The organism is Candidatus Spongiihabitans sp., assembly GCF_965247905.1.
In the GTDB taxonomy this organism is placed as follows: Bacteria; Pseudomonadota; Gammaproteobacteria; order Arenicellales; family Poriferihabitantaceae; genus Spongiihabitans.
In genome coordinates this window covers 2,888,430-2,912,000 of record NZ_OZ252047.1, presented here as the reverse complement: position 1 = coordinate 2,912,000, position 23,571 = coordinate 2,888,430, and the positions used below count along the sequence as shown (strand labels likewise).

Annotated in this window: 19 protein-coding genes and 1 pseudogene; 6 read left to right on the top strand and 14 right to left on the bottom strand. The window is 48.7% G+C overall.

Annotated elements, in window-relative coordinates; all coding sequences use genetic code 11:
- Positions 1–64: 64 nt before the first annotated feature.
- The 8 genes from ACP158_RS14825 to ACP158_RS14790 form a co-directional block, all read right to left on the bottom strand.
- Complete coding sequence (locus ACP158_RS14825) at positions 65–277, bottom strand: hypothetical protein (RefSeq protein WP_424946876.1); 213 nt, start codon at positions 275–277, stop codon at positions 65–67.
- Between the two features lie 407 nt (positions 278–684).
- Entirely contained in the window at positions 685–1,611 is a 927-nt protein-coding gene (locus ACP158_RS14820; protein ID WP_424946875.1) for a hypothetical protein, read from the bottom strand.
- A 73-nt stretch (positions 1,612–1,684) separates the two neighbouring features.
- Positions 1,685–4,138 carry an EcoAI/FtnUII family type I restriction enzme subunit R gene (gene hsdR, locus ACP158_RS14815; RefSeq protein ID WP_424946874.1) on the bottom strand — a complete coding sequence of 818 codons (2,454 nt, stop codon included), beginning with the start codon at positions 4,136–4,138 and terminating at the stop codon, positions 1,685–1,687.
- Positions 4,138–4,278 (bottom strand): hypothetical protein, encoded by a 141-nt coding sequence (locus ACP158_RS14810; RefSeq protein WP_424946873.1) that lies wholly within the window; start codon positions 4,276–4,278, stop codon positions 4,138–4,140. The genes hsdR and ACP158_RS14810 overlap by 1 nt, the downstream gene beginning before the upstream one ends.
- 219 nt (positions 4,279–4,497) lie before the next feature.
- On the bottom strand, positions 4,498–5,913 hold the full coding sequence (locus ACP158_RS14805) for an ATP-binding protein (protein ID WP_424946872.1): 1,416 nt from the start codon (positions 5,911–5,913) through the stop codon (positions 4,498–4,500).
- Positions 5,900–6,112 (bottom strand): hypothetical protein, encoded by a 213-nt coding sequence (locus ACP158_RS14800; RefSeq protein WP_424946871.1) that lies wholly within the window; start codon positions 6,110–6,112, stop codon positions 5,900–5,902. Before ACP158_RS14800 ends, ACP158_RS14805 begins: the two co-directional genes overlap by 14 nt.
- 225 nt (positions 6,113–6,337) lie before the next feature.
- Complete coding sequence (locus ACP158_RS14795) at positions 6,338–7,237, bottom strand: helix-turn-helix domain-containing protein (protein ID WP_424946870.1); 900 nt, start codon at positions 7,235–7,237, stop codon at positions 6,338–6,340.
- A gap of 99 nt (positions 7,238–7,336) precedes the next feature.
- Positions 7,337–10,027, bottom strand: a complete 2,691-nt coding sequence (locus ACP158_RS14790) for a DEAD/DEAH box helicase (RefSeq protein WP_424946869.1) — start codon at positions 10,025–10,027, stop codon at positions 7,337–7,339.
- A gap of 122 nt (positions 10,028–10,149) precedes the next feature.
- Here ACP158_RS14790 and ACP158_RS14785 point away from each other — a divergent pair.
- The 3 genes and pseudogenes from ACP158_RS14785 to ACP158_RS14775 all read left to right on the top strand — a co-directional run.
- A pseudogene (locus tag ACP158_RS14785) lies at positions 10,150–10,299 on the top strand (IS1595 family transposase); the annotation flags it as partial.
- A gap of 601 nt (positions 10,300–10,900) precedes the next feature.
- Positions 10,901–11,074, top strand: a complete 174-nt coding sequence (locus tag ACP158_RS14780) for a type II toxin-antitoxin system RelE/ParE family toxin (protein ID WP_424946868.1) — start codon at positions 10,901–10,903, stop codon at positions 11,072–11,074.
- Positions 11,075–11,371 (top strand): HigA family addiction module antitoxin, encoded by a 297-nt coding sequence (locus ACP158_RS14775; RefSeq protein WP_424946867.1) that lies wholly within the window; start codon positions 11,075–11,077, stop codon positions 11,369–11,371. It abuts the gene before it with no gap.
- A 201-nt stretch (positions 11,372–11,572) separates the two neighbouring features.
- On the opposite strand, the gene ACP158_RS14770 is transcribed toward ACP158_RS14775, so the two are convergent.
- The 5 genes from ACP158_RS14770 to ACP158_RS14750 all read right to left on the bottom strand — a co-directional run bounded on the left by ACP158_RS14770 (position 11,573) and on the right by ACP158_RS14750 (position 17,204).
- Complete coding sequence (locus ACP158_RS14770; RefSeq protein WP_424946866.1) at positions 11,573–11,698, bottom strand: restriction endonuclease subunit S; 126 nt, start codon at positions 11,696–11,698, stop codon at positions 11,573–11,575.
- Positions 11,699–11,792: 94 nt separating this feature from the next.
- Positions 11,793–14,258 (bottom strand): tetratricopeptide repeat protein, encoded by a 2,466-nt coding sequence (locus ACP158_RS14765; RefSeq protein ID WP_424946865.1) that lies wholly within the window; start codon positions 14,256–14,258, stop codon positions 11,793–11,795.
- Complete coding sequence (locus tag ACP158_RS14760) at positions 14,255–15,433, bottom strand: restriction endonuclease subunit S (RefSeq protein ID WP_424946864.1); 1,179 nt, start codon at positions 15,431–15,433, stop codon at positions 14,255–14,257. Before ACP158_RS14760 ends, ACP158_RS14765 begins: the two co-directional genes overlap by 4 nt.
- Before the next feature lie 4 nt (positions 15,434–15,437).
- Positions 15,438–15,692 (bottom strand): hypothetical protein, encoded by a 255-nt coding sequence (locus ACP158_RS14755; protein WP_424946863.1) that lies wholly within the window; start codon positions 15,690–15,692, stop codon positions 15,438–15,440.
- Positions 15,693–15,740: 48 nt separating this feature from the next.
- Positions 15,741–17,204 carry an N-6 DNA methylase gene (locus ACP158_RS14750; RefSeq protein WP_424946862.1) on the bottom strand — a complete coding sequence of 488 codons (1,464 nt, stop codon included), beginning with the start codon at positions 17,202–17,204 and terminating at the stop codon, positions 15,741–15,743.
- A 284-nt stretch (positions 17,205–17,488) separates the two neighbouring features.
- Here ACP158_RS14750 and trxB point away from each other — a divergent pair, with 284 nt between their 5' ends.
- From trxB to ACP158_RS14735, 3 genes are all read left to right on the top strand, one after another.
- Positions 17,489–18,451, top strand: a complete 963-nt coding sequence (gene trxB, locus ACP158_RS14745) for a thioredoxin-disulfide reductase (RefSeq protein ID WP_424946861.1) — start codon at positions 17,489–17,491, stop codon at positions 18,449–18,451.
- A gap of 75 nt (positions 18,452–18,526) precedes the next feature.
- On the top strand, positions 18,527–19,030 hold the full coding sequence (locus tag ACP158_RS14740; RefSeq protein ID WP_424946860.1) for a Smr/MutS family protein: 504 nt from the start codon (positions 18,527–18,529) through the stop codon (positions 19,028–19,030).
- Positions 19,031–20,317: 1,287 nt separating this feature from the next.
- Positions 20,318–22,588: an Rne/Rng family ribonuclease gene (locus ACP158_RS14735; protein ID WP_424946859.1), complete on the top strand. Its 2,271-nt coding sequence runs from the start codon at positions 20,318–20,320 to the stop codon at positions 22,586–22,588.
- 146 nt (positions 22,589–22,734) lie between these two features.
- Here the strand turns inward: ACP158_RS14735 and ACP158_RS14730 are convergent, their stop codons facing one another.
- On the bottom strand, positions 22,735–23,520 hold the full coding sequence (locus ACP158_RS14730) for a 3'-5' exonuclease (protein WP_424946858.1): 786 nt from the start codon (positions 23,518–23,520) through the stop codon (positions 22,735–22,737).
- Positions 23,521–23,571: the final 51 nt, after the last annotated feature.

The following is a 23,571-nucleotide window of genomic DNA, read 5'->3' as shown; positions in this document are numbered from 1 at the left end:
GGGGAGCAACCCCCATGGCGGATAAATCTGCTGTTGTATTCGACAGGTAACCCGACTAAACGGATCACGTGTTCGTAAATCTGGCAAGCGGGAAAATATCACAAACCGAAAGAAAAGCAAACAAATTATTCAAACCCGGCATAGATGCGATACGGGAACAACACCAGTTGGCGGTGGGTGGGTCTATATGTGGCGGGGTATGACGCTCCATTTGCATGGCGTAGTGCGGCGGATTATCACCGACGGCGGACTTGCTGTCGGCTGTGGCACCCGTCATTCTCGCCGCAGGCGGGAATCCAGACGCGGCGAAGCCGCGATAAAAGGAGTTCGGCTACGCCGGATTTTTTAACTGGATTATCGGGTCAAGCCCGATAATGACGGCAGAGGAGCACGGTAGTTGCATCGCCCCTTAACCGTCATTCCTGCGGAAGCAGGAATCCAGTCAAACATTCGTTCCCCGCTTCCGCGAGGACAGGCTCCGCGTAGCGGGACACAAATCCACCACGGTGTGGTGGTAGCTCCTGCGCATCCTGCGTCCGCGACATAAGACCGTCTCGAACGGCGGAAGCGCAGATTTTGTCTGGAGCAAAAAATCGGCCGACCGCGCCGATGGCGGGAGTGCAAATAATGCAGAAGCAATTATTTGCCCAAACCATAATGTCGCGGCTTACGCCACCGTCGCCGTTACGCATCCGCCGTCAGCACTTCCTCATATCTGCGGCGGCGGTCGTCAAGCCAATCGACCATGCGGTCCCAATTTGCGCGGTCGCGGGAATCGCCGATGTGCAACGTGGCGACGCATCGGTGATTCGTGCCATAGGAAAAGTCATCGCCTTCATCAAGCGCATTTTTTATCGCCGCGACATAAGGCGCGATGCGTGGGTCGGCGTCCGCGATGGGCTCCCTCCAGTTGCCGGTCAAATACACGCCGATGTGATCTTGCGCTAGGTATTGCGAGATGACGATGTCCGCTTGCTCGACGCGATGCCACACATTACTGCCGCCCCAGCCGCCGCCGTAACCCGCACGCAAGCCAGGCGCATCGGGAATGCGTTGCGCGAAGTGCGCCCAGAAGGCAAGACGGAATTGCCCGCGCTCGCTGACCGCGCCCTGCACCGCGTCATGCACTTGGCGCTCCCATTCGTTGGGGCTTTCGACCACTTCAAATATCGGCGCGGGTGGCGAATCGCCAATTTTCACGACGCGCACTTTCACCGCGAAAAACGAAAACTTATCATCGGTGTGTTCGTTCAACCAACGGATTGCCGAGCGGTGGGTGTCGTTGAAGTCGGGCGTCACCCAAACCGCGACGCGCGCCTCGAGCCCCGCCATATACGTGAGTATCTGCCCGAGGTGGCGGTGGTCGGCGGCCTCCAATTGATTTTCAATCAGTATGCGCGAATCGTCCTGCGGATTTCGCGCCACGATGTCGACACGATAGGAAGTGGAGCTGACCGGCATCTCGGTGCCTTCCCACTCCAAATCAATCTTCAATACTTCCGCCAGCGCGTCGAGGTTATCCGCGAGCCACGGCGTGAAGTTCAGCGCCTCGTTCGCCCACGCCTGACGAATGTCAACGGGTTGCAGTTTGCCTAAATCGGAATTATTCATGCGGCTGCCTCTGCTCGATTGTGTTTGTCTATTGTATCGGACTGCGGTGGAAATGACCGATTTGCACAACCCGTCATGCGGCTTCCTGGGGCGTGTACAAGTGTCGCTGGAAGCCGACAAACATCTCCCGTATCCCGGTATCGCTGATGCCCAGCTCTGCGATGGCATCGTGGACTGTGCCGTACTTCAGGTCCAACAAATCGGGCAGTTTCCGGTCGTCCAGTTCGCCGACTCCTTGTTTGATGTAGTGGTCAAGAACGAAATTTAGAAATTCCCGTGGTTCATACTGATAGTTCTCCAGAATAGCGGCTTTGCGGGTATCCACACGCTCCCGGCGGCTGATGGGAGGCAGGGCATAGGCGATGTAAGCCAGCACATCGTAAAGATCGCTGTTTTCGGCGTTCATCACACGGGCTAGCTCGGCCAACTGTTGTGCGTCGCACCCTATATTGGCCAGCCCGTCGAGCAGTTTTCGGCGCGTGTCTGGCCTGCCCCACAACTCGCGCAATTCGTCTTCGTTCTGGAACAATTCGGGCAAGTCGCCGAACAATCGCTCAATGAACTGTGCGGCCGACATCGGCACGCCGTCCGGATTCCAGAACGAGGTCGCCATCATGTGTTGAATGGTGCGCTCCTTGCCGTCGGCGAGTTTGATTTTTATCATGCCCGGTTGCTCGCATATACAAGGCGATTGACCGCATACCCGACAAGATTCGGGCAACCCTTTTATGCACACGCAAGGTTGCTCGCCGCACTTGGCGCAAGGCTGCGGCGGCGGTTGCTCGCATTGGCAGGGATAGTTACCACACACCTCGCAAGGTTCCAGGTCTTCCGGGTCGCCGTCCCATTCCGGGTCGTGGAAATGTTCGCAGGCTTTCACGAAGTCATAAATCGTGAAGTAGTCCTTGCCGTCAAACAGCCGAGTGCCGCGGCCGACGATTTGCTTGAACTCGATGATCGAGTTGATGGGACGTAGCAGAACAATGTTACGCACGTTGCGGGCATCAACCCCGGTCGAGAGTTTGCGCGATGTGGTCAGAATAGTCGGGATGATCTTCTCGTTATCGCGAAAAGTGCGCAGGTTCATATCACCTAGTTTACCTTCATCGGCGGTAACGCGGACGCAGTAGTTCGGGTCGGCGCTGGTCTTGGTCTGGTTAATCATGTCGCGGATTGCAAGCGCGTGCTGTTGGTTCGCGCAAAAGACCAGTGTTTTTTGCGACTGGTCAATGTCGCCCATAAACAGGTCGACTCGCTTCTTCTCTCGCTCTTTGATTTCAATGATGCGATTAAAATCTTTCTCGGTGTAGAGTTTGTTCGTCTCAACCTCACCCTCAATCACATCGTCGTCCGATGTATAAACATAGTCATCAATGGTCGTGGCGAACTGCTTGACCTTGAAGGGCGTCAAATAACCATCGTTGATGCCGTCCTTGAGGGAGTAGATATACACCGGCTCGCCGAAGTAGTTATAGGTATCAATGTTGTCGTTGCGCTTCGGCGTTGCGGTTAGACCCAACTGCACCGCCGGCGCGAAGTATTCCATGATTGCCCGCCACGAACTTTCGTCATTGGCGCCGCCGCGATGACACTCGTCAATGATGATGAAATCGAAGAAGTCGGGCGGGTAATCGCCGAAGTTTGGTTTGGGCTCACCGTCCGCATCCACCCCGACCATGAAGGTCTGAAAGATGGTAAAAAAGACACTGGCGTTGGTGGGCACGCGCCCCCTTTGGCGGATACTCTGCGGGTCAATCCGCACCAGCGCATCTTCGGCAAAACCGCTGAACTCGTTGAATGCCTGATTGGCGAGGATGTTGCGGTCGGTCAGGAACAAGATACGTGGACGACGGGCAGGCGTCTGTCCATCTTGCGGTTGGCTTCGCCAGTTGCCGAGCGACCATCGGCTGTTGAATAGTTTCCATGCAATCTGAAAGGCAATCGCGGTCTTGCCGGTGCCGGTTGCCAGCGTCAGCAGGATGCGGCTCTGTCCGGCGGCTATCGCATCCAGCGTTTTGGTGATGGCGTTGTGCTGATAATAGCGCGCCTGCCACTGCCCGCCCTTGTCATTAAAAGGAACCGCGGAAAACTGCTCGCGCCAGTGCCGTTCCTGCGCCTCGCTTTCACCATAAACCGTATCCCATAATTCATCCGGCGTGGGGAATCGCGCCACTTCGCCCTCTTCGCCGTTGCGCATATCCACGCGGTAAATGCCGTGTCCGTTGGTGGCGTAGGCGAAAGGCGTTTGCAACTTTTCGGCATACTCCTTGGCTTGCCCCAGCCCCTCGGTGACCGGCAAACCCTCGTGCTTGGCTTCAATCACCGCCAGTTTTTGGTTTTTATAAACCAGCACATAATCGGCGATGTTCTGTTTGGCACGCCTGCCCGCGCCTTGCAGACGACCGGGGGCGATGACCTCAACCCGGATGTGGCTTCCGTCTGTGACCTCCCAGTCCGCTTCCTTAAGCGCCGGGGAAATTAGGTCGAGCCGCGTTTGGGCTTCGTTTCTGTTGGCTTGCTCAGGCATCAGGGTCGCTCTTCCGGATTAGCGATAAAACACTTAAATCGTTGAAAATTATCAGTTTTTACAGTAAAAACACGGTTTTTCGGTTTTGCTATAAAGTACTTTCCCGCATCATCGGCTTCGTTCAAAGGGGTAATTTTCATGATTAGCGATTAAGTTGGCAACCCATTGATTATAAGGCAATTATAGGTAATTTACCCTGCCAAATCAGTTTGCGATTAAGTTGGAATCAGCCCCACGTTTCAAGTAATTATAGGTCATTTTCTCTGTCAAATCGGTTTGCGATTAAGTTGGCAACCCATTGTTTATAAAGAAATTATAGGTCATTTCTTCCGCCAAATCAGTTTGCGATTAAGTTGGAATCAGGCCCACCAAGGAAGGTAACGAGCGTATCGCGTTGCCCCAGATTCACCATTTTCTGGCTTAATCAAACCGTCTCCTTTTGTGGCTGCAATAATCTGAGATACTGTAACTGTCAGGTTATTGGCAAGATGGAAACGTGTGCGTAAAGACGAGTTTGTCATGGGCTCATTAAAAACATAACGCAAACAGCAATGTTGATAGCAAGCACGAATACGATCTTGTCGTCCCATCTCGGAAAAATCGACATGGGAATATAAAACGACCGTGGTTCGGATGTCGTCCTCTCTAAAGTCCGGAGCAGGGAGTTGAAAATCCTCAACCTGCTGGATTACTTTATCAATACCACTACCTTTCTCTTCACAAATACCGAGCCGACGCATAATATCAGCCAGCCGCTCGTTGCGAGATCGGTACTCGTCAATGAACCGATTAACCTGGATGATGGGCTTCCCTGGATTGGATATTTCCACCCTGTCTGTATACATCTCTATCATCACTGATGCACCACCGACAGAAAAATCCTGATGGATTAAGGCATTGGCAATTAGTTCGCGCAATGCCTGTTTGGGAAACATTCTACGTTCTGTGCGCACCGTCTCTTCAAGGATATAGTTGCGCGGTGCCACGTCGTGCACATAATTCACCAGGTTTTCAAATCCAACGACATAGCCAGGTCCCATTGTAGTTTCTTTGTTTGTTTTGGTTTTACCTGTGCCATCATAAAGTACAAAGCGGGCTGCCTTGCGCGCAATTTCTATAGAGAATATGGATATGTCTTTCGCCAGCAAGATAGCCCCCAATCTGGTAATAGCCCATTTACCGGATTGACTCCGAACAAAACCTTCTTTTTCAAGACGCTGTAAAATGGCTAGCGGTTCGGGATAAGGCAAATTGAGCAAATCAAAATAAATTTTTGTATCCAGTAGGTCTATAACATCTTCCGTATTGATGTTTTCTATTGCTGCATGAGCAAGCCAATCTTCGTTGGTTTCTGCAAAAATCTTTTTCAGGCGGTCGGGGGTCATTCCAACGACGCTTTCACCAGCGCGCATCAGGTAATGCCCATTCAAACTCAATGGTTGTCCGGCGGGTCGTGCAGGTATTTCAAAAACCAGAACCCGGCCATCCGGATGTTCAATTTCATCGACATCCACCCGGATGCGCAATTGATCAACAATGCTGTGCTTCAGAGCGTTTAGTTTTTTTGCAGATGCGAACGCTTGAGTGCCGGTCACCCTTCTCGGATGATCGTTTGTAACGCCTAAAATTAAATGCCCACCACCTTCGTTGGACAAGGCAACGCAGTATCTCAATACATTATCAACCCGATAGGATTTTGATGCTGCTTTGAATTCCAGATGTTCGTTTTCGGCTGAAACGGACAACCATCTTTCAAGCGTTTCAATGGTGGTCATGCGCCGCGCTCCGATAGGAGGTGTGGTCAAGGTTTCTTCGACGCACAGTCAATTCGCCGGTGAATATCTGGTGAGGATGAGATTGTTTGAGTTTGGCACACTTGCCCGCGCCTTGCAGACGACCGGGGGCGATAAGCGCCGGAGTAATCAGGTCGAGCCGCGTTTGGGCTTCGTTTCTGTTGGCTTGGTCAGGCATCATGGTCGTTTTTCAGATTGCTATAAAACACTTAAATCGTTGAAAATTATCATTTTTCACAGTAAAAACACGGTTTTTCGGTTTTGCGATAAAGCACTTTTAAGGCACTATCGGTTTCGTTCAAAGGGATGACTCCAAAGATTAGCGCTTAAGTTGTCATGACCCAAAACATATATCTAAACTGAAGTTCCTGTAGCTCGAATAGAAATTTTCTCTGTTATTCTCCTATCAGGCCCGCGTTAATTCTTGCTCGGCTTGCTCCGGCGTAAGTTCAGATACTTCGGTGAGTGCATCCAGAGTACGTTGGTGAAGATTGAGTTTACCACTGCCGTTTTCCCAGTTGGTTACCGTGCGCGGTTTGACGCCAACTAACTTCGCAAACTGTGAGGTGTTCATCCGAAATCGCTTGCGGAGTCTGGTGACCGCCGCCGCTGTTGGCGTAAACGTGTTCTTGCTTTTCTTGACCGTTCTTTTTCTAACGGCACTTGTTTTGCGACCGGGTTTTACCGGCTCTTCCATGTCCACGCCAAAGACATCGGAAAGATCTGCCCCTGCCAGCCGGCGTCGTTTTCCTTTTCCAGATGCGGCTGACTGAAAATCCAGTTCGGTGGTGACCAGCTCTTCATGATCAACATTACGGAGTAGAAAAAGTAGTTCCGGCTGATGGTCCAGCCTGACACCAACACCGTACAGCACGGCGGCAATATGTTTACACATCTCTGCCCAGTCCGGACAGTCACAGGCAAGATTGATCTCGCTGGGTTTGGGGAATAACCCCTGATTCTGTTCGGTCACTGTCTCCATGACATTATCGGAAAAACGTCCCTGCAATAACTCCAGCATGGAGCCAATCTGACCAGCGCACTGTTTGCGGACGTTTTTCCACTTGTTAACAGGCAGTGGCTTGATGTCAATGTCAACTCTATAAAGCGCCGTGCCGCTGACCATGGCCTCGACCTTACCCCTGAAGATGGCTAGATGACATACCGAACCGTTACGAACATAGGTTCGCCCCCTGGGTAGACGGTTCTCATAATCACTGAATCTCTCCAGGTGATTGCACCAGGCTTTACCCCAGAATGTACTGGTTATCTTCCGCCCCTCAACTTCAATGGGTTCAATTTCCATGCCCTTTTTTCGTAGTTTATTAATCTCTTTGGCCGCTTTGGCGCGCCGCTGTGCCACCGGAACATAGGGAGACCACCCGCCGTAACTCATGTATGTCACCTATAAGACTCGCGTCTTCTCAATATCGAGTGATACCAGATTGAGCAATGTCTCATTATCCATCTCTGTAAGCAGTGTGTCAGCACCACCATCCAATAGATCGTTGGCGAGGGCCTTTTTTTCATTAATCAAGGTGTCTATCTTCTCTTCTACCGTTCCAGGGCAGACAAATTTGTGAACGAGTACATTATTTTTCTGTCCGATTCGAAAGGCGCGGTCTGTGGCCTGGTCTTCCACCGCCGGGTTCCACCAGCGATCAAAATGGATTACATGGGAAGCCTGGGTTAGATTGAGGCCGGTTCCTCCCGCCTTGAGGGAGAGAATAAAGAAGGGGGGACCCTCTTCTGCCTGGAACTGTTCAACCCGTGCTTGTCTTTGCTTAACAGCGGTACCGCCATGGAGCACTAGACCGTCCTGGCCGAACTGCTGTGCCAAAAAGTTGGCCAGTGGCGTGGTCATTGCGCGGAATTGGGTAAACACCAGCACCTTCTCCTGGCGTGATGCGATCTCTTCACAGAGTTCAGCCAGGCGCTGAAATTTCCCGCTCTTTTTCGGATCGTACTGATTATCCCCGAGCAGTTGTGATGGGTGATTACAGATCTGCTTGAAGCGTAGTAGGTAGGACAGCACCAAACCGCGACGCTTTATGCCTTCAAGGTTCTCAATAGCGTTCGCCATCTGCTTGACGGCCTGCTGATAGTGCACCGCTTGTACTTTACTCAGACCACAATAGGCAGGCACTTCAGTCTTTTGGGGCAGGTCGTCGATGATTGATCGATCGGTCTTAAGGCGGCGCAGGATATAGGGGCTTACCAAATTGCGTAACGGTGCATATTGGTCACTCTCCCGCTCAGAGAGTAGTTTCACAAACCCCTTGAAACGCCTGGCTGATCCAAGTAGACCCGGGTTTAGAAAGTCGAACAGCGACCACAGATCCGACAACCGGTTTTCTACCGGCGTGCCGGTCAGTGCAATACGCGATTTGGCATGGAGATTCTTGACCGCTTTGCTCTGCCTGGCGGTTGGATTCTTGATGGCATGGGCCTCGTCCAGCACCAGCAGCTGCCACGCCTGTTCTTGTAGCCAGTCTTGACGCATCACTGTTCCATAGGTGGTCACCACAAGATCGATGTCTTTCAAAGTCGTACTTTCATTCACCATGGCATCCATGGCTTTTTTGTTCAGCTGGGAACGGTGAAAAAACAGGCTGCGTAGCGAAGGAGCAAAATGCTCAAGTTCTGCTTTCCAATTGCCAATCAGAGAGGCGGGAAGCACCAATAAGGAGGGTCGGTCACAGTGCTTCTTTTTCAAGATAAGCAGTAGGGAAATCACCTGCATGGTTTTTCCCAACCCCATGTCGTCCGCCAGACAGGCACCCAATCCCAACTGAGAGAGTAACCACAGCCAGTTCACGCCCTCCTGCTGATAGGGCCGCAGGGTTGTTTTGAGTGCTTTACCCGGGTTGGCAGCCTTCAGTTGAGTGGGTGCGCGCAGTTCGTCCAGCAGTGCAGCCAACCATTGGCCCGGTTGAACAAGAGACCAGGTTCGACTCTCTGCCATGACATCCTCACCCAGATCGGCTGGAGCCCCTGCCAGCAACCGCATCCCTTCAGCAAAGGTGAGCCCGCCGCCTGCCGTCTCCGCCTCCATCTTTTTCCAGTGGGCCAGGGCTTCGCTCAGTTTTCTCTGATCTACCTCAACCCACTGCCCCCTAATAAACACGAGGCCATCACCTGCCGACAGCAGCTTTTTTAGCTCGGACTCACTGAGCGCCTCATCATCCAGTTCAATATGCAGTTTGAAATCCAGCAGTGAATCGGCATTGAAGCTCTGCTGCTTTTTTTCACCAATGGTCACGCCGGCACGTGGTCTGCTGCGTTTTTTCCACCAGTCAGGCAGCCGGACCACCACGCCGCACTGCTCGTATTGCGGCGCACTCTTTAGAAACGTATAGGCGTCCTCGGATGACCAGGCCAGGGGATGATATATGTCGCCGGTATCAACCAAATCCCTGATCAGAGAACTGGACTGCGCGGCAAGCTGAACGGGTGAAAGGAGGCGGATCAATGCTTTTTTGTTTTTCGCTCCCGCATACTCCTGTAATGCGTGGCCAAGAGGTTGATGACGAATACGACCCTGCTCTGACAGCTCCGGAGCATAGGTCGCCATAAAGGCAAAGGGAAAGTCAAGGTCATTTTTGTTTTCCGCCAGATGAAAACAGACACGGCCTACCTGATGCCACTGCGGCGCGCTCTTGGCAAGCAGTGCATCGAGCCCGCCGGCAGCCTGAATCTGTAAGCAGACCCAGTCATCCAGCGAGGCCCGGATGTCCTGTAGTATCTGTGCGGAGAGATACTCAGCCCCACGCATCGGTGGCGCACTCCTGAGCAGAGGCAGGGTTTGGGCGGCTGTGTACGGCGCGATAGGCTCAGGCTGTTGTGGGTCCGCCTGTGCCATCAAGCAACGTTCACTCAGATATTGGCGGCCAAAGTTGCGCCAATATTGCAATGATGGTGAGAGATCGGTGCCACTTTTTCTTGCCGTTAGGGTAAACAAACCTTCACTCACGCTATGTGCAAATGCATTGCTGAGGGAGGCACTGGGAATCGCTTTGCCCGTCGTATCATCCGCTATTGATGGGAAGCAATGCAGATGTCCAGAGGGGAGCAGGCCTAAGTCAAAAGCACTCATTGCACCGTCTCCGTTCGGCATAGGTCCGTCAACCCAAAGCTGAAATGTCCCCTTTTCTTCATTTATTAAGGTTCAAGATACTTTAAGGTATAGTAAAATGGTCATAACTAATTGTTCTATAAATGAAAAACAAGTATGTCATCCGTTGCCGAATTTCCGAGAAGAAATTCAGGGAAATCTTGCGGCTGTTTTGCCTTGATATCGAGGCTTGCAAAGTCGCTCAAATCACCGGCATCTCTCGCCCAGCGACCAACCGATTGTATACTCAAATAAGTGAACACATACAGCAATGACGGTTGGGGGGTAATTGTGAATCGGGAGGGAATAATTTCTTTGAGAAGACAAAGTAAGCGAAAAAAAAGCCCAGCGTAGCCGGATTTCTTATTCTCAATGTGCCATTGGCGTCTCAACACGCCTTTGTCTTTTCAATTCACTATTACCTCTCTTTCGTCATTCTCGCCGCTCCTGTTTCGTCATTTCCGCCGTAGGCGGATGTGACGAATAAATGGAGCGAAGCGGAAAAAATCGCTGGGAGCGATTTTTCGCGAGCGAAGCGAGCCCGAAGGGCGCGTATCAGGGATGATACGCGCAAATTCAGTTAAAATATGTCGTCACGCGAAGCGTGACACTAAAACGGCGTTGCCGCGGCGAAGCCGCCGCCGTTCGATGTGAGGATGACGGTCGGGAGATGTGGTTTGGATTATGCCGGTATTAGTTACTCCCATCGTTTTTTAGTTCTGGGTTCTCGCCTTTGGCGAGAACAACAGACTGGATCCCCGCCTACCGGCGAGAATGACGGGTTGGGGGACAATGGTGAATCGGACGGGAGTGATTTCTTTGAGAAGACAAAGGTAAATAAGTGTCACGCAAAGCGTGACACTAAAACGGCGTTACTCTAATGATATGGATATCCCCGGCTGGCGGCTTCACCCGCTTAAAGGGAAATTGAAAGACCATTGGAGCATCGTCGTCAATGCCAACTGGCGCATCGTGTTTCTATTTGAAAATGGCGATGTCTATGTTGTTAATTATGAGAACTATCATTAAATGAATATACAACAGCACAATCCACCACATCCGGGCGCATTTATCCGGCGCGTTTATATGGATCCGTTTGACTTGGGATCAAATGCCGTAGCGAAAAAACTGCAAGTCAGTGCCAGCACATTCAATCGGTTGCTCAATGAAAAATCCAGCGTGTCATCGGAGATGGCACTGAAGTTGTCTAAAGTACTTGGCCGCTCGCCGGAAAGTTGGATGCTGATGCAGGATTATTATGATCTTCATCGGGCGAAAAGCAGGGTGGATTTAAGGAAATATAAGCCGATTCGTTTTGATGAGTAGGCTACGGCGTGAAAAAGATGCGATCAAAATCGAGGGCAACTGAAAAGCAAGAGACTCTTGCGGGGGAACTGGCGCATATTCGGGTTGGAATCATTAAGGGTTTTGAGCAGATTGCGCGGGGGGAGTTAGCCGAAGGGTCGGGGGAGTAAGCGATTGAAAGAGCGTTTCAGCGCGCGGTTGAAAACAGAAAGAAACGGATGCTCATACGCCGGCATCTGAGAGGACGCGCTCGGATGTGTTCTTGTCGGCGGTCAACTCGCCGGTGAATGCCTGGTGGAGCATGGATTGTTTGAGTTCGGCGAGGGCACTGATTTTGGATTCGTTCAAAGGGATAATCCCATGATTTTCGATTAAGTATGATTAGACCCATCAAGGAAGGTAATAGTCATACCGAGTTGCACTGGTCTCAAAATTTCCCGCTTTAATCAAGTATTGTCACGCCCTCTTCATGGTTAATCAAATTATTTTTCTTTTGCTGTTCTTCCAATTCTTTTTCTTTTGCAAAATCTGCTTCGGCTCCCGTCTTATCCCCTAACCTCCATTTGGTATTTCCCCGATTGTAGTATGCTTTGGCATATTGCGAATTTATTTCTATCGCTTTATCGTAATCCTTAATTGCTTCCCCATGTTCTCCTAAAGAAGATTTTGTAATTCCCCGATTGTTGTATGTCTCGGTGTCTTGCGGATTGAGTTTTATTGCTTTATCGTAATCTTTAATTGCCTCCTCACATTCCCCCGATAAATGTTTTGAAACTCCCCGGTTGCAGTATGCCTCGGCAAATTGCGGATTGAGATCTATCGCTTTATCGAAATTTTTAATTGCTTCCTCATGTTCTCCTAACAAAGATTTTGCAGCTCCCCGATTGCGGTATGCCTCGGCAAATTGCGGATTGAGTTTTATCGCTTTATCGTAATCCCTAATTGCTTCCCTATATTCTCCCAATAAACATTTTGAAATTCCCCGATTGCAGTATGCCTCGGCAAATTGCGGATTGAGTTTTATCGCTTTGTTGTAATTCTTAATTGCTTCCTCATATTCCCATAAGCGGTATTTTGAAAACCCTCGATTGTTGTACGCATTAGCATATTGTGGATTGAGTTCTATCGCTTTGTCGTAATCCTTAACTGCTTCCTCATATTTTCTTAAAGAAGATTTAGAAACCCCCCGATTGTGGTATGCACTGGCAAATTTCGGATTGAGTTCTATCGCTTTGTTGTAATCCTTAATTGCTTCCTGATATTTCTCTAAACGATGTTTTGATAGTCCCCGATCGCAGTATGCTTCGGTATATTGCAGATTGAGTTCTATCGCTTTATCGTAATCCTTAATTGCTTCCTTATATTCACCTATAACATATTTTGCATATCCCCGATTGCTGTATGCTTCGACATCTTGCGGATTGAGTTCTATCGCTTGGTTGTAATCCTTAATTGCTTCCTCATATTCTCCTAACAAAGATTTTGAAACACCCCGATTGTTGTATGCTGTGGCATATTGCGGAGTAATTTCTATTGCTTTATCGTAATCCTGAATTGCTTCCTCATGTTCTCCTAAAGAATATTTTGAAAATCCCCGATTGTTGTATGCCTTGTCAGATTGCGGAGCAATTTCTATCGCTTTTTTGAAATCCTTAATTGCTTCCTCATATTCTCTTAAACGATTCTTTGCAACTCCCCGATTGTTGTATGCTTCGATATATTGCGGATTGAGTTCTATCGCTTTATCGTAATCCTTAATTTCTTCCTCATATTCTTCTAAATAGGATTTTGAAAATCCCCGATTATAGTATGCATCGGCAAATTGCGGATTAAGTTCTATCGCCTTAGTGCAATCTTCAATTGCTTCCTGATATTTCCCTAATTCATTCTTTGTAACCGCCCGATTGTTATATGCTTCGGTATTTTTCGAATTGAATTCTATCGCTTTAGTGCAATCCTCAATTGCTTCCTGATATTTCCCTAATTTATTCTTTGAAACCGCCCGATTGTTATATGCTTCGGTATGTTGCGGATTGAGTTCTATAGCTTTGTTGTAATCCTTAATTGCTTCCTTATATTCACCTAAACGAGATTTTGAAAGTCCTCGATTATTGTATGCTGCAACAGATTGTGGATTGCGTTCTATCGCTTCGCTGTAATATTCAATTGCTTCCTTATATTTCTTTGAAAAATATTTTGCATTACCTTGATGAAAACGACTGTCTGCCGTCTCGTAATTCTTTTCATTTGCTATAAATCCAATTAAATCGTTATAAATTGTGTCTTGATTGATATTGTTGAATTTACTAATAAATTCTAAAATATCTTCTTTCAGTTCCTTTGGTATTTTTTTGTCTTCGAAATACGACCTCTCTATATATCCCTCTACAAAATAAACAAATATGCTGTCTTGCGCCACAACTCTTAATTGACTTGTCTGTGTTTTGGCAGGTTCTATCATTCCCATCCCCTCATCTTCCAATTTGTCATACTCAATATTTGTCATCCGGGAAAGTTGTTTTGTATCTAAAATAATAATCTCGCCATCTTTATCGAAATCGCCATTACAGGCAAAAAAGAGAGCCACATAAAGATTACGGGTGAAATCAATCAAATTGACCTTTCCGCCGTAGTGTCTTATGTCGGTTAGTATCTCTATATTGCTGGTTTTGTCGGGGAAGTATCTTTTTGCCTTGTTTACAATTTCCTCTTCGATCTTTGGTGGTTTGTGATACTCGTTAATAGCATTTTCGTCATTCGCCCATCTATAAAGTGATGAATTTACCCCCGTAGGTTCTTCACTAAAAATCTCCGGTGTTCCTCGAAATATAAAATTTCCCTCGCCATATTCATCACAAATTTTGGCAATAAAATCCTGCGCGGCTTTACTTTTATTCTTTGTATTCATTTGCTGGTCAATTCGCCGATGAAGGCTTGGTGGAGCAGGGATTGTTTGAGTTCGACGAGGGAACGGATTTTGGTTTTATAGGTCTCTACCAGCGTTTGTTTTTCTGCGGATAGTTTATCAAGAAAGGTTGCGATGCGATTTTGTTCGGGGAGTGGTGGGAGGTGAATCAGGTGTTCCTTGACATCGCGGTCGCTGACTGCGGGGTAACTTGCACCACGTTGCAGTAAAGCCATCTCATCCGAGAAGGGTTGACTAAACAGATAATAAAACAGGAATCGGCTATTAACATCGGGCTTTGGCCGAAGCACGAAATAACCTGTGCTACATATCGCTTGGTCAAGGTGGGCTGGAACAATGGCAATCCGTTGTAGTGTTGGTCGGATTGTAGCGAAGAGAACATCCCCAGCCCGCACTAGTCGTTTAGCCCGGCTTGGCGCATCGCAACCGAGGGTGGGCGAGGTGGTGCGGATTGAATGGGTGATGCGAGACACGCTGGACACATCAATATACTCAAACGACTCTTCTGGCTGTTTTCTGGGGTCAGTTGTTGTGAGTGGTTCCACGACATCCATGATTTTGACAGTGTGCGCCGCGACATCGCTCACTGAATACTCATCGGGTGATTTGAAGACCCGATTTAGTTCGCTGTCAAACAACTCTTGTGCATTGGCGAGATTTTTCTTGGTGTTCTCGGTTGCTGTGGCAATGGCTGCAAAGGCTTCGTCGAGAACCGCAACGATTCGTTTTTGTTCGGCAAGCGGCGGCTTACAGAAAGAAATACACTGAATTTGATTCTTATTTATTGATGCAAAAACAGCCCCTTCACTCCCATTGATTTGGTCTTGCATTGAAAGTAACAAATAGAATAAAAAATTTGGTTCAATCTGTTCAGCAGCGCGTATGGCAGCAAGACCGCGACCAATACATATTCTCTCAGTAGCGAAGTTTATCGGTCCTACTGGTGCCCGCACAGACATTAAAATATCACCAGCAATAGCCTCGCTGGTTACGTGTGTCGTCCATTTCGTAGGGGCACCCAGATACTTACTTGTGAACTCTTTCTTGCCTTGATAAAAAGGTAGTCCATTTTTTGCATTGTTATAATTACTACTCTTTGGAGACTGCCCGGCGATCACCTCGCACACATCACCAAGCGCGACCTGCTCCCACTTCACACCACTACACGTAGTCTTCTTCACTTTTCCGGTTCTCGCCGCGTAACTCTATCGCTGCCGTAGCCGTGTCAGGCACTTCATCATCAAAATATGTATTTTCGTATTCGCCGTTATAACTCGCCTTTTGATGTGGATTAGGAACAATATCCATCTGAACAATTTCCAACACTTCGTTATAACCACCTTCATATCCGCGTACGATTACTTTTTTATCCGGATCATGGTCTTGCAGCAGTTGAATTAATTCTTTTACAATCATTTTGCTTTCCTCCATTGGTTGAGTAGGTTTAATTGCGATACCGCAACGCTAACCATCAATTAACGCCGCTATACCTCTCATGGTTTTATCTGTTTCTTTATCCAGTTGTATCATCTCCTCTAAAATTTCGTCCGGGTGTCGCAGCGGTGCTTGTTCCGGTGTATGCGGATTTTTCACCGACAGGTCAAAAGTTTCCGGGTCTATATCAGTGGCATGGATGCTCCAGGATTGCGCGGTATTCGCAAAGGTTTTTTGCATCTGCACGAATTCTTTCAAATCGTCATCATTCAATGGATTGGTTTTGCCGAGGCTACGTCCCGGGTCCAGTTGGTAATACCAGATTTTTCGTGTCGGTGCGCCCTTTTCAAAAAACAGCACCACTGTTTTCACGCCCGCGCCCTGAAAGGTGCCGCCGGGGCAGTCAAGCAGGGTGTGCAGGTTGCAGTTCTCCAGCAATTCTTTGCGCAGCGCCCTGGAGGCGTTATCCGAGTTGGACAGGAAGGTGTTCTTGATGACCACCGCGGCGCGCCCGCCCGCTTTGAGATGTTTTATAAAGTGTTGCAGGAAGAGAAAGGCGGTCTCGCCGGTCTGGATGGGAAAGTTTTGCTGGACTTCTTTACGCTCCTTGCCGCCGAAAGGCGGATTGGCGAGGACGATGTCGAAGCGGTTGCGTTCCTGAATGTCGGCGAGGTTCTCGGTCAGGGTGTTGGTGTGGATGATGTTCGGTGCCTCAATGCCGTGCAGGATCATATTCATAATGCCGATGATGTAGGCGAGGGATTTCTTTTCTTTGCCATAAAAAGTTTTCCCCTGCAGTTTTTTGAGTTGGCTGGTGGTGATTTTTTCCTTACCGTGTCGCAGATAGTCAAATGCTTCGCACAGAAAGCCGGCCGAACCGCAGGCACCGTCATAAATCGTCTCGCCGGGTCTGGGCGCGGTTACCTGCACCATGGCGCGGATGAGCGGGCGCGGCGTGTAATACTCGCCGCCGTTGCGTCCGGCGTTGCCCATGTTTCTGATCTTGGCTTCGTATAGATGGCTAAGTTCGTGCTTTTCTTTTTGCGAGCGAAAGTGCAACTTGTCCATCTGGTCAAGGATGTCGCGCAACGAGTAGCCGGATTGAAAGCGGTTTTTGATCTCGCTGAAGATCGCGCCGATTTTGTATTCAATAGTATCCGCTCCGCCGGCGCGCTCCTTGAAACCCTTGAGATAGGGAAACAGGTCGTTGTTGACGAACGCAATCAGGTCATCGCCGGTCAACGCACGGTCGTGGTCCAAAGAACCATCCTGTTTTTTCGGTGCCGCCCAATTGGACCAGCGATAGGTCTCTTCCATCAGGAATTTCCCGGACTTGCCGCGAAGCGTCGCTTCCATTTGCCGCTCGCCTTCCAAATCATCCAGATACTTCAAGAAAAGTATCCACGAAGTCTGTTCGGTGTAATCCAGTTCGGTGGTGCATCCGGCTTCCTTCCACAGGATGTCGTCAATGTTTTTGAAGGTTTGTTCGAACAATTGTTTCTCCTGTTTGGCACCCCTGATCGGGCATAATTCTTGTTGGCTGGGCCGAAGTCAGCCGCACCAGCGTGATTGGTCGAAATTATAGCCGTTTTGATACAGGTGTTTCCATACACGAGAGCAAAACCGCAATGCCGGAATCACTTACTACCTGAGACTTTGTGCATTTGTCCCTTTATCGGTTGCGCGAATTCGGTTATAACGTACCCTCATTTTTAGCTCAATTTTCAGTTCAATTTTGGCCATTCAATCAACTGTCGCAAAATTTTCAGGAACTTAACATGCCGGATGACAAGCATTGTCCACTACTAATCCTCGGTTCGGGGCCTGCGGGATATACTGCTGCGGTCTATGCGGCCAGAGCAAATCGAAATCCGGTGTTGATCACCGGCATTGAGCAAGGCGGACAATTAACCACCACAACCGATGTGGATAATTGGCCCGGCGATGATGTCGGTGTTCAGGGGCCGGAATTGATGGAAAGGATGCAGCGACATGCGCAGAGATTTAATACGGAAGTTATTTTCGATCATATTCATACCGCCGAAGTTACCGGCCAACCGTTCCGCTTGTCGGGCGATTCCGGGGTCTATACTTGCGATGCATTAATCATCGCCACCGGCGCATCCGCACTGTATTTAGGCTTGCCTTCTGAGCAGGCGTTTAAGGGCAAAGGGGTATCGGCTTGTGCGACATGCGATGGGTTTTTTTTTAAAAATCAAGATGTTGCGGTCATTGGCGGCGGTAATACCGCAGCCGAAGAATCTTTGTATTTATCGAATCTCGCATCGTCCGTAACGCTGGTTCACCGCCGCGATGAGTTGCGCGCGGAAGCCATATTGGCGGATCATGTCATGGCCAAAACCACGGGCAACGGCGGCAATATCACGATTGCCTGGGATAGCGTGCTGGACGAAGTGCTTGGCGACGAGAGCGGCGTCACCGGCATCAGAATTAAAAATGTCAAGTCGGAGGAATCCGAAGAAATTGATCTGATGGGCGTGTTCATCGCCATCGGTCATACGCCAAACACAGGTTTGTTTACCGGTCAGTTGGCAATGAAAGGGAATTATATTGTGACTCGTGGCGGTCCGTCGGGCAATGCCACGCTGACCAGCATTGACGGAATTTTTGCCGCCGGGGACGTGATGGACCATGTTTATCGCCAAGCGGTCACTTCTGCCGGATCCGGCTGCATGGCAGCACTCGATGCCGATAAATATTTAAAAAATCTAGCGACGTAGGTTGCGGCCGTGTCCAGAAACAAACAAACCGGGGATAAACAACCCGATGACGCCACATCGCTTTTTCAAAAAGAGATGGCCAAGACCAATACCTTCAGCCGCAACTCTCAAGCGCCTCGGTTTAATCGCTACGAGCAGAGGGATAAACCACGAGTAATCCGGTCTGCTGGCCAATATATGTCGACCGGTGTACCGGGTTGTGCCGCCATCGATCGAACAGATCAAGGCGAATCGGTACTCTTTGTTCGCGCCGGCTTGCAACGCAAGGTGATTAAACATTTGAAGCACGGGGCATATCCCTGTCAGTCGGTATTGGATTTACATGGCATGAGAATCCATGAGGCGGAGACTCTTTTAAACCAGTTCTTGTCCGCAGCTATTCAGCAAAACCTGTCTTGCGTTTTAATTATTCATGGCAAGGGCTACCACTCGGAAAACAGAAAAGGCGTGCTCAAGTCATTTACCATAAACTGGTTAAAGCAATGCGCGGAAATCAAGGCATTCTGCTCCGCCTTGCCAAAACACGGCGGCACGGGCGCGGTTTATGTATTGCTTAAACGCGGCCTCTCGACAGAATAATGGTTAAGGAAACTCTGATTCATTCAAAGTTTCTTTGCACGTCATTATCGGGCTTGATCCGATAATCCAGTGAGACACAAATGGCGCAAGCCGCGACCTTATAAAAAGTGGGAACGGTAAGGCTGGGTTGTTCGGGCTCAGACACATAAGAGACTGTTAACCTGGCCCGGCTAGTGCGCTTAAAGCAGGTCAGGCCGGCGGCGTCGGAAGCGGGACTTTAGTCCCGCCATTTGCAATGGCTTGGCGAGGCTGAAGCCTCACTTCCGAGGGCCGTTGACGGCGACCGCGATCAATCAGGAACTGGTCCATTACCAGTGGACCTATAATCATGCCGCCCGCATGATGGCTTGGCATGAAAACACCGAATCAGGCATTATTCGGCATCAACCCACCTGTTGCACTTCGGGGTTGAATCCAAGGACTTATACAACATGTTGTATTAGGGGCTTAAAGTTGATATAGTCGCGCAGTCGCTTTGGATAAAAAGTTACATTGGTAGATAATCCGTTGCTATGCACTTAAATAAAGTCTTAGTCAATAGGTACATACGGTATATAAGCTATTGTTAAATAGACTTTTTATCATTTTTATCGATATCCAAAGGACATTTTGAAAAATTTTATCTGCGGTCAAAAAAGTGGTCGCGGTTTTTGGGCAGTGGCGCCCAAGCAGACCTGAGAAGGTTGAAAAGGGGAAGGTGGAATTGAGAGGCAGATATAAAAAATACCTTGAAAATGTACTGCGAGAGGCAAAACTGGCAAATGTTGGCCGTTTATGCCCCAGAGCACGAAGCAACTAGAAATAACCAGACAATAGTTGTGCGTAATCGCCCGGATGTTATATTTTTGTTGATTGATTTTCCAAATAGCAAAATGCCTGACCGGTTACGCAAATCACTTCTGGCTCGGTTCCAGTTTCAACTGGGGCCAAACAAGTCAGCGTCTTGAAAACGAGAAAATTTATAGATTCAAGTCATATCTTATTTAATATAATGAGATAGTGATTATTATGAACGGACTTTAAAGTGGCGGATTCAGTCATACATAACGCAATAATAATAACGCAATGCGTTATGGCTTGTTTAAGCGAGTCATCTGGTTTCTGCCCATTTCCGCCTTCCCGCCCCTTCTCGTGTTTTATTCTGTCAAAGCGCCCCTGATTTAGATTTAATCTGTCCACATTAGCAGGATAGATAATAGATACTAATACTGCCATGGTTTCTGGTCGGACGACTTAATTATGTTTTGGGATGTGTTAGGCCACTAACCCAGGCGGATGGAGCAAATAATGAAAAGAATGTTATTTAATGCAACCCATGCTGAAGAGCTGAGGGTTGCCATCGTTGATGGGCAGAAGCTCATCGATTTAGATTTGGAATCGGCGATAAGAACTGAGAAAAAAGGGAATATTTACAAAGGCGTGGTCACGAAAGTCGAACCAAGTCTTGAAGCATGTTTTGTGGATTATGGTCCTGACCGGCAGGGTTTCCTGCCCCTTAAGGAAATATACAGGGATTACTTCGGGCAAGATGAATCAACGACGCCCATTGCCCAAGTCAGAATCGATTCGGCAATCAAGGAAGGCCAGGAGATGATCGTTCAGGTCGATAAAGATGAGCGCAGCAATAAAGGCGCCGCCTTGACCACTTTTGTCAGCCTCGCAGGACGCTTCCTGGTGTTAATGCCGAATAATCCAAAAAGAGGTGGCGTTTCACGGCGGATCACAGGAGAGGAACGTGCCGAATTAAGAGATATTTTATCTCATTTAAAAATTAATCCCCAACATGCGCTAATCGCACGAACGGAAGGCATCGGCCGGAATCAGAGCGAACTTCAATGGGACCTGGATTTCCTGCTAAAACTTTGGGAAACCATCGAGCAATCTTCAACCGCGCCCAAAGCACCGTTCCTGATTTATCAGGAAAGCAATCTTATCGTTCGCTCGATTCGGGATCATCTTTCAGAAGATGTTGCTGAAATCATTGTCGACGATAAAGAAGTGTATGAACGTGCAAAGCGTTTCATCAACCAGGTTATGCCGCAAAACTTATTCAAGCTAAAACTGTATAACGATAACGTGCCCTTGTTTTCGAGATACCAGATTGAAGGCCAGATAGAATCGGCATTCAATCGTAAAGTTAGTTTGCCTGCGGGCGGGTCGATTGCGATTGATCACACGGAAGCGCTGATTTCCATTGATGTTAACTCGGCGCGCGCGACAAAAGGCGGCGACATTGAAGAAACCGCGTTGCAAACTAACCTGGAAGCGGTCGATGAAATCGCGCGCCAACTTAAAGTGCGTGATATGGGCGGTTTGATCGTCATTGATTTAATTGATATGACGGTTAATCGCAATCAACGAACCGTGGAAGCCCGGTTAAAAGAGGCGTTGCAAACAGATCGGGCGCGTGTCCAGGTCGGTCACATATCCCGTTTTGGATTGCTGGAAATGTCCCGGCAACGATTGCGGTCGTCCATCAGCGAAGCCAACTATCGAACCTGCCCGCGTTGCGAAGGGATGGGGACGATTCGTAATGTCGTGTCCTCGTCATTGAATCTGTTGCGAATAATTGAAGACCAGGCGCTGAAAGAAAATACCGAAGCAATACAAGTCATTCTGCCGCTAGACATGGCGACTTATCTGTTGAATGAAAAACGATATGAACTAAGCCAACTCGAGTCAAGACTGGTTTCCCGAATAACCATTATTCCTTCGGATGAACTGTCCAGCCCGCACTTTCAAATCAAACGGCTACGCAGTGATGAACTTGATGAGTTGGGTGGGATAGCCAGCTATAAGCAGAAAATTGAAATTAAAAATCCTGAACCCAGTGCATTTTCAAAACCAATCGCAAACAAACCCGAACCTGCATTGGTTAAACTTGACCAGATTAGTCATCGAGCCCCCCCTGCTCTCAAACCGGTCAAGAGCCCAACCATAAACGTCGAAAAAACCGGGCTTTTACGCCGAATTAGCGAAGCGGTTTTTGGACGCAACGATTCAACCGAGGCGGTGGCATCTGAACAAATAAAAAAGCCATCCCGCCAGCCAAGGAGAAAGACAGATAACCGGTCCAGCACTCAATCCGCCAAAGGGCGAGGCCGAGGCAGCTATCCGCAAAACAGAAGCCAAAACAAGAACCAGAAAAAAGATCAGGGCGAAAGCAGCGGACAGAGAAATCAAAGCCGACAGCAACTCAATCCAGAGCGAGACAGTAAATCCGCGAATTCTGGCCGGGTGCAACAAAATAAACCAAATCCCCAAAACCGTAAACCGCGGGCGCGAAAACCCATCAACGATAACAGTCGAAACAACTTGGCTGGAGCACAAGGGGATTTTCAAAACCAGGAATCCGGACCATCCCCGCAGAATGTTTCCACTCATATTGGCAATGCTGATCAGTCGGCTCAACAATCAATGGGATCAAACAAACCGAGGTCGCAAGGATATTCACGGGACAAGCGTAATAATCAAAACGCTAACCCGCGAAGATCACGGCTCATTCCAACTGCACCCGATGAAAATATTCCGGACGATATTGGCAACAGAAAGATCTAATCCCCTGACCAATGTTTTCCGCCTGATTTCAGGAACTGGCCGAGCGACAACTGCAAATGCGCCTCATGTCGATGCCTGGATGTAGATGCCTGCCGGAGTGAATCAAATAGCGTTTGGATCTTCGGCAGATTGGAATAAACCGAGGGTCACGCAGAAGAGGCTTCGTTCCAGGCAGCAAGAAATTTATCGAAATGGGGTTGACTCGATGATTGCAGCAGAGTGCGCACTTTTTCGCATTCCTGAGCATACAGATTATCAGTAAAATTTCCGCGAATCAGCTCCCATTTTAAATAAATCAGATAGGTGTTTAACACATCGGTTTCGCAATATTGTCGAATCGCTTCAATATCCCCGGCCTGGTAAGTCGACCAAACTGTTGCCCCGCTCATGCCCAGCTTGCCCGGAAATCCGAGCATAACCGCAATTTGATTTAACGGCGCCGCCGCCCGCAAATTGAAACCCGCCAAAACGTCCATTAAATCCACATGACGCCAGTGGTATCGGCTTAAATAATTGTTAAATTTAAACTCCCGATTATCATCACCATTGTCCCAATAACGTTTTGCGACAACATTATTGAGCAATGATCGATAGTGCAGCACCGGCAAGTCAAACCCGCCGCCATTCCAACTCACCAAGGTCGGGGAATATCGATCGATGCCAGCATAAAACCGCGCAATCAGATCGCTCTCCGGCGAGTCCGCCGTTCCCAGCGACCAAACTTTAAAGGCATCTCCGGTTCGAAGCACGGCGGAAATGGCGACAATTTTATGAAGGTGCAACGGAAGAAAATCAGAGCCTCCGGTTTTTTGCACCTGTTTGGCAAACATTGCTTTGGCAATGTCATCATCGGATAGCCCTGCTAACTCATACAAGCGGCTGCCGGACAGGGTATCAGGAATTGTCTCAATGTCGAATACGAGTATGTTCATTTGCACAACAGCATACGATTGATGGCCACATTAATTAAGGATATTCTGATG